Genomic DNA, 1816 nt, shown 5'->3' with positions numbered 1-1816 from the left:
AAGCGCGCGCCGGAATGGACGGGCAGATAGGGGGGTATATGTCGGATCGACAACTGCGCATCGGGTGCGCTTCGGGTTTCTGGGGTGACACGCCGGAGGCCATTGGCCAGTTGGTGTCCAAGGGCGACATCGACTATCTGGTGTTCGATTACCTGGCCGAGGTGACGATGTCGCTGATGGCGCGGGCGCGGGCGAAGACGCCGGAGGCGGGCTTTGCGCCCGATTTCGTCAAGGCGCTGGTGCCCTGGCTTGAGGATATCAAGGCCAGGGGGATCAAGGTGGTGGCCAATGCCGGCGGGGTGAACCCGCGCGGTTGCCGCGACGCGCTCGCCAGGGCTGCCGCCGAGGCGGGGGTCGAGCTGTCCATCGGTGTCGTGCTGGGCGACGACCTCACGGAGCGCGCGGACGCGATCCGCGACCGCGGCGTGACCGAAATGTTTTCCGGCGCGGCCTTTCCGGACGAAATCTGGAGCATGAACGCCTATCTGGGCGCGCGCCCCATCGCGACCGCGCTGGACGCCGGGGCCGACATCGTGATCACCGGGCGCTGCGCCGACAGTGCCGTGGCGCTAGGCCCTTTGATGCACGAATTCGGCTGGAAAGACGAAGATTGGGACAAGCTCAGCCAGGGGTCCCTGGCGGGCCATCTGATCGAATGCGGCCCGCAGGGGACGGGGGGCAATTTCACCGACTGGCAGGACGTATCGGGCTGGGACGACATGGGGATGCCCATCGTCGAGGTGTCCGAAGACGGCAGTTTTGTCATGACCAAGACGGCCGATACCGGCGGTCTGGTGTCGCCCGGTTCGGCCGGCGAACAGATGCTCTATGAAATCGGCGATCCACGGGCCTATCTGCTGCCCGACGTGATCTGCGACTGGTCCGGTGTCACGCTCGAACAGATCGGCCCCGATCGGGTGCGGGTCAAGGGCGGCAAGGGGCTGGGGCGCACCGGCAGCTACAAGGTGTCGGCGACCTATGCCGATGGCTGGCGCGCGGTCACCACCCTGACGCTCGCCGCCATCGACGCCCCGGCCAAGGCCGAGCGCGTGGCCGAGGCGATCCTGACCCGCTGCCGCCGGATTTTCCGCAACAAGAACCTGGGCGATTTCCGGCAGGTGAGCGTCGAGGTTCTGGGCGCCGAAGCCGCCTATGGCGCCAACGCCCGCGCCCGGACCCGCGAAGTGGTGCTCAAGATCGGCGTGGCACATGAGGAGCGCAGCGCGCTGAACATCTTTGCCGGTGAAATCGCGCCAATGGCCATTTCCACTGCGCAGGGTCTGACCGGGTTCTACGCCGGACGGCCCAAGGTACAGCCGGTGGTGCGGCTGTTTTCCTTCCTGCAGGACAAGGCCGACACGCCCGTTGCGGTCGAGGTCGATGGCAAGGATGTGCCGGTCACCGTTGCCACCAGGGAGGTGCGGCTTGATCCGCCCGCCACGCCGCCGGCCGACAGCCGCGACGCGGGCCCCGATGCCGTCAAGGTGCGCCTGGTCGAACTGGCCTGGGGCCGTTCGGGCGACAAGGGCGACATCGCCAATATCGGTATCATGGCCCGCAAGCCCGATTACCTGCCCTACATCCGATCCGCCCTCACCGAAGACGCGGTGAAAACCTATTTCGCCCACCTGTGCAACGGCCCGGTCGAACGCTTCGATCTGCCCGGAAGCCATGCGCTGAACTTCCTGCTGCATGAGTCCCTCGGCGGCGGCGGCATCGCCTCGGTCCGCATCGACCCCCAGGGCAAGGGCTTCGCACAAATGCTCCTCGACATCGAAATCCCCGTACCGGCAAAACTCGCCGAAAATGACGGGTT

Annotated in this window: 1 protein-coding gene; it reads left to right on the top strand. The window is 66.6% G+C overall.

Annotated features, from left to right (window positions below; translation table 11 throughout):
- Positions 1 to 38: 38 nt before the first annotated feature.
- Positions 39 to 1816, top strand: a 1778-nt coding sequence (locus tag AAC050_RS14560; RefSeq protein ID WP_339915799.1) for an acyclic terpene utilization AtuA family protein, incomplete at its 3' end; no start/stop codon positions are given.

The sequence above is a fragment of the uncultured Brevundimonas sp. genome (assembly GCF_963974615.1).
Taxonomy (GTDB): Bacteria; Pseudomonadota; Alphaproteobacteria; order Caulobacterales; family Caulobacteraceae; genus Brevundimonas.
This window is presented reverse-complemented; position numbering and strand designations above follow the sequence as displayed.